The following is a 5,604-nucleotide window of genomic DNA, read 5'->3' on the forward strand; positions in this document are numbered from 1 at the left end:
TCAATACCACTGGCCGTGTAGATAAAAACTCTGCACTTCCTCCAGGCAACAATTCAGCATTCTATCCTTCGGTTTCGCTAAGCTCGGTAATCTCCGATTATGTRAAAATGCCTGCTTTTATTTCATTTGCAAAAGTAAGGGCATCGTATGCAAACGTTAAAGATCCAGGTTTGGGCACACAGGAATTTATTGGTGCAACGCCTCTGCAAACTTATCCAATTGGTTATGGTGCAGAATATACTTCGTCATATGGTGGTCCTGGTTATGGTCTTTCTTCGCCATACAGCATCAGGCCAACCTACAATAACCAAACAGGTGCCTATTATACCAACAACCTTATCGATCTGAATGCAGTAAAAGCGCAGAGCAGAACCAATTACGAAGGTGGTATCGATCTGAAGTTCCTTAAAAACCGGTTAGGTTTCGAAGCTACATATTTCAGGTATATCGATGGGCCGAAAATTATCAGACAAAATATCTCAGCAGCAACAGGTTACCAAACCAATACCATCAACGGCCGTAAAACGCAAAACAGTGGAGTGGAGTTAAGTTTATCTGGTGCACCAATCATGACCGACAAATTTGGCTGGGATGTTATGATCAACTGGTCTACCTATAAACAGATTTACAAAGAACTTGCCCCGGGCGAAACATCGGTTGATCAATTCTTTAAAACCGGCGACCGTATCGACAATATCTATGGTTCTGTTTTAGCTAAAACACCAAGCGGACAGGTGATTCATACTTCAAGCGGAACACCGGTTTCGTTACCGGTTAACCAGCTGCTGGGGCATGCCGATCCAAACTGGGTATGGAGCATCGGTAACAAATTCAGGTATGAGAATTTCTCATTCAGTTTCCAGTTAGATGGTAAAGTGGGTGGAGTAATGCAAGATTATGTGAGGTTAAAATCGTTCCAGGGCGGTCGTCAGATCGAAACCATCCAGGGTAAAATGGGCGAAGCCAGATATCAGGATTACCTGCGTGTAAACGATCCAACTTATAAAGGCACCTGGGTAGGCGATGGTGTGGTGGTTGCCAATAACGGTAAGCTCAATTTCGATCCGGTTACGGGTGTAATTACCAATTATGGTGACCTAACTTTTGCGCCGAATACCACTCCGCAGTTGTTGCAGGATTATCTGGGCGTTTTTTATGGTGCCAAAGAGAACACCATGATGAGCCGCACCTATGCCAAGTTGCGCGAAGTAACTTTTGGCTACCAATTGCCTAAGAAACTATTGGAGCGCACGTTTATCAAATCGGCCAATATTTCGGTAGTGGGACGTAATCTCCTGTACTTTATCAATTCTACTTATAACGATGTGGATGTAGATCAGTACTCGGGCAGAGAAGGTACCTCTACACTGCAAACACCAACTACAAGAAGTATAGGTTTTAACCTGAATGTTACTTTTTAACCTTTAGCAATAAGTATTATGAAATCAATATATAAAATCCTGTTCCTCTTCATTATCGTGGCTGTTTGCGGCGGGTGCAAGAAAGAATTTGAAGAAAATTTTAAAAATCCGAACCAGGCCGAAACCGTTCCGCCAAACTTATTATTGAACGGTATTTTGTTCGATATGTACGAAGCGCCTTTTTCGGGCTCAGAAAGATGGAACCAGTACACTGCAGCCAATTATTTCTATTACGCAACCAATAACTACGATTGGACAGGTGCTTCGTTAGATTACACGACTTTGAAAAATGTGGTAAAAATGGAAGAGGAAGCCAACCGTTTAGGCGGTGCGGTAGCTAAGCCTTACCTGGCACTTGCTAAATTCTTTAAAGCGTATTATTTTGTGAAAATGAGTTTGAAAGTGGGCGATTTACCAATGACTGACGCCTTAAAAGGTTTCGCCAACTTAACCCCGAAGTACGATACCCAAAAAGATATTTTTAAACAATCGTTAACCTGGTTAGAAGAATCGAACAACGATTTATCGGCTTTAATTGTTGCAGGCAACAAGGAATTAAAAGGCGATATCTACCTTAAAAATGACCTGGTAGCCTGGCAAAAGGTGGTGAATACCTTTAAATTACGGACTTTGATCAATTTGAGCACAAAAGCAGATGATGCCGACTTACAGGTAAAACAACAATTTGCTGCGGTATTGGGCAACCCGACCAAATATCCGGTTATGGAGAGTATGGCCGATAATCTTCAGTTTGTGTATAACGAGAGTTTTAACAAATACCCGAACAATAAAGATAATTTTGGTAATGATGCCCTGCGTTACAATATGGCTGGTACGTATTTAAATACGCTTTCGACCCTTAAAGATCCCCGGGCCTACATGGTTGCTGAGCCGGCAAGAGGAATAGCCGAAGCCAATGGTTACGCCATTACCGATTACCGCAATTTTATTGGTGCACCTACAGGTGAAGATCAGGGGATAATGTTGGATAAGGTACAGAAGGGACTGTATTCGCTGATTGGCCGTTATCGCTATTATAGTGGTTATACAGCCGAAAATACTTTTATCATTGCTTATCCTGAGCTTTGTTTTATCAAAGCAGAGGGCATTAACCGCGGTTGGGCTACTGGCGATGCCGAAAGCTGGTATAAAAAAGGGATTCAGGCTTCTGTTAGTTTCTATGGTATTAAAGACGGTGTTAATGTGGTCACCTTTTTGAAAAAGGATGGGAAGCTGGGCGAATTTGAAAATTTTAATATTAATTTCTCTTTCGAAAGCGATTATTATTCGCAGGCTGCGGTTAAATATGCCGGTAATACAGCCGATGGTTTAAAGCAGATCCTGACACAGAAATACCTGGCTTATTTCCGTAATTCGGGCTTCGAAGCTTACTATCAGTACCGCAGAACAGGTGTGCCAACTTTCGATTTAGGTCCTGGCGTAGGTAATAGCAACAGGATTCCCAAGCGTTTTCAGTACCCCAATATCGAAAGAACAACCAATGGCGAAAACCTAAAAGTAGCATTGCAACGTCAGTATAATGGTGTAGATGATATTAACCTTGCGCCTTGGATTGTTAAATAGAAGAGGGTAACCTGTTGATATTCAGTTTTAAATCTGCAAAACGATCCTCCGCCGTAAAGGGAGGATCGTTTTCTTAAATAATAATTGAATTAATTTTTGCATAAATAGTTTAAAAGCGCTAATATTGCACTCCCAAAACGAACAAGGGTATTTAACTGCAAAGTGTAAATAAACCTCGTTTTAGGAAACGACCAGTACTCCTTCTTAGCTCAGCTGGTTAGAGCATCTGACTGTTAATCAGAGGGTCGCTGGTTCGAGCCCAGCAGAGGGAGCCAAAACCCACAACGAAAGTTGTGGGTTTTTTGCGTTTAGGGCTGGGCGAGAAGTCTATCCTGAGCGCAGACGAAGGGAGCCCAGCAGAGGGAGCCAAAACCCAAAATAAATTTGTAGGTTTTTTGCGTTAATAACTTTTTAAAGTAAATATTTCTTTTTAGCTCAGCTTCGTTGAAGATTGGTTTATAGTTGATTTTCCTGTGTATTTCAAAATTTATTGATAGCTTTAATCAATCTAACCCTCACGCTCATGAATTCTAAATTCTTGTTATCTTCCATCAGAGCTTATACTCCTAAGTTTACAGTGTTCTCTGTCAAAAGCCAGGATCAATATAGCCTTGGCTTACTTGATGACATCTTTAAACAAGAACTTTCCAGAATAAATAAATAATAATGGGAAGAAAAACATTAATTCTGATTGGTGCTATCACCATTTTTTTGCTCTTTTATACCCAATTAATTGGAGCTTTTGATGAAAAAGTTGTAAGTCCTTGGTTGTCGAAGCTTAAGTATGATTGGATAGCATGGCTACTTATGGTACTGATAGAGATTGTCATCTTACAGTTTATAATTCTACTTAGAGACGAGCAAAAGGTTAATGACTTTACTATGGCCACTAGTTCATTTCTTTTGGCAATATATATATACCACCGATGTTTTTCTGATCGCTACAAGTTCTACTCAGCGAGTTGGGCACCAGAGCTTAAATATGCTGATTTTGTACTTTTGCTGTTAATGGGGATATTCATATTGGGAATTTTGGACCGAATGAAGAGGAAAGAAGATCCAATATTTGAAGATGATCCTTTTGGCGTAGATGCTCCAATCAGTACCAGTAGCAAAGATTTATTTGGAAGAACCGTTTTCGCAATCAGGATGGCTAAAAAGATACAGTCCAAACTTGACAATTCATATCTAGGTTCGCTTGCGATCGGTATTACAGGCAACTGGGGTTCTGGAAAGACCTCTTTTCTAAATCTAATAAAGTCTTCCATCGACGAAAGGGGCAGAATCATAATGGATTTTAATCCATGGAGAAGTTCTACTCCTGCGAAAATCATAACAGATTTTTTCGATCAGCTTACATCGGAGCTGATCAAATATGATCCCAAACTGTCACGGGAAATGTCAGCCTATGCAGAAAAGCTAACAGAAATAGAAGATGGGTGGGTAGCGGAGTCTGTCAAAGCAGGAGCTGATTTTGTTTTCGGCGGAAACATCGATGGAGTCAATTATGATGAGATCAATAATTCCCTAGCTGGCATAGAAAAACAGATCATTATTTTTATCGATGATCTGGACCGTCTTGAAAATCGAGAAATCATGGAGGTGCTTAAGGTGATTCGAAACACGGCAAGTTTTGTTAATCTAGTTTATGTAGTTGCATATGATAGAGCGTATGTTATTGAAGGGCTTGGTAAGCTCAATAGCCATCGATGTGAGCAGTATTTAGAGAAAATTTTTCAATATGAATTTGCCCTTCCAGAGGTGGCACCTTATGTTATAAGGAATACATTAAGATTAATGCTTAAAGAATCTTTCAAGGGTAGAGGAAAAGATGGATTTATCGATGCATCAGTAGATTATACCAATACTTCTAGTGTCAATTTTACTGATCGGATGGTAACCACCCCTCGAGCTGTTATCAGATTGACCAATGCAATTGATTTCGAAATATATGATGTGATTAGGGAAGTTAGCTTTATTGATTTTTACCTTGTCCAGCTTATGAAGCTTGCATACTTTAAAGTGTATCAGATACTTGCAGTACATAACGATATTTTCTTCGTAAATGAAAAAGGAAAACTTAGACTGAGGGAGCTCGGGGAAACGGATTCCAACTTCGACGATATTGGAATGTTGCTTTTCGAGAACAATGAAAAAAAAATAAAAGATGATGGTGCAGGTGATGAAACTTGGTTTGAATTTTATCTAAAGGATGTCCTAAAATTATCAAAATTGGAAAGGGATCTTCTTATTGATCTCATGGCTTCTTTGTTAATTGAAAAAGATTTTAGAATAAATTCAGATCGTGCAGACTATAAATCTTTCTTATATCAAGTGAATTTTCCCAAATATTTCATGATTAGTTCTTTTGAACTTGAAATATCCTATCGCGAATTTGAAGATGCCAGAACCGGAGAACTAGATGCTTATTTAGAAAAAGTAAGAACGTGGGTGGCCGATCCCAATAAGAAATCTGAACTCGAAAGGAGGTTTGCTGCGATTACCGAATTCGATAATGTTGATGAATGGAAAAATCACATCAGTGCTTTGATAGAGATAGCTAAGGCCGACATTGCGCATAAAGGAGTGTATGCCATGA

Annotated in this window: 3 protein-coding genes and 1 tRNA gene; all 4 read left to right on the plus strand. The window is 39.7% G+C overall.

What is annotated here, in order from left to right:
- On the plus strand, positions 1-1,421 hold a 1,421-nt coding region (locus AC1DPQ_RS16010; protein WP_477610207.1), incomplete at its 5' end, for a SusC/RagA family TonB-linked outer membrane protein.
- A gap of 18 nt (positions 1,422-1,439) precedes the next feature.
- Positions 1,440-3,005 carry a SusD/RagB family nutrient-binding outer membrane lipoprotein gene (locus AC1DPQ_RS16015; RefSeq protein WP_477610209.1) on the plus strand — a complete coding sequence of 522 codons (1,566 nt, stop codon included), beginning with the start codon at positions 1,440-1,442 and terminating at the stop codon, positions 3,003-3,005.
- Between the two features lie 198 nt (positions 3,006-3,203).
- Positions 3,204-3,280 (plus strand) — tRNA-Asn (locus tag AC1DPQ_RS16020).
- A 391-nt stretch (positions 3,281-3,671) separates the two neighbouring features.
- Positions 3,672-5,604, plus strand: a 1,933-nt coding sequence (locus AC1DPQ_RS16025) for a KAP family P-loop NTPase fold protein (RefSeq protein ID WP_477610211.1), incomplete at its 3' end; no start/stop codon positions are given.

It is taken from the genome of Pedobacter sp. 01T416_2 (assembly GCF_056398925.1).

Bases quoted from the DNA above. Each gene is read 5' to 3' on its own strand.
- AC1DPQ_RS16015 (WP_477610209.1), top strand. From the start codon at position 1,440: ATGAAATCAATATATAAAATCCTGTTCCTCTTCATTATCGTGGCTGTT.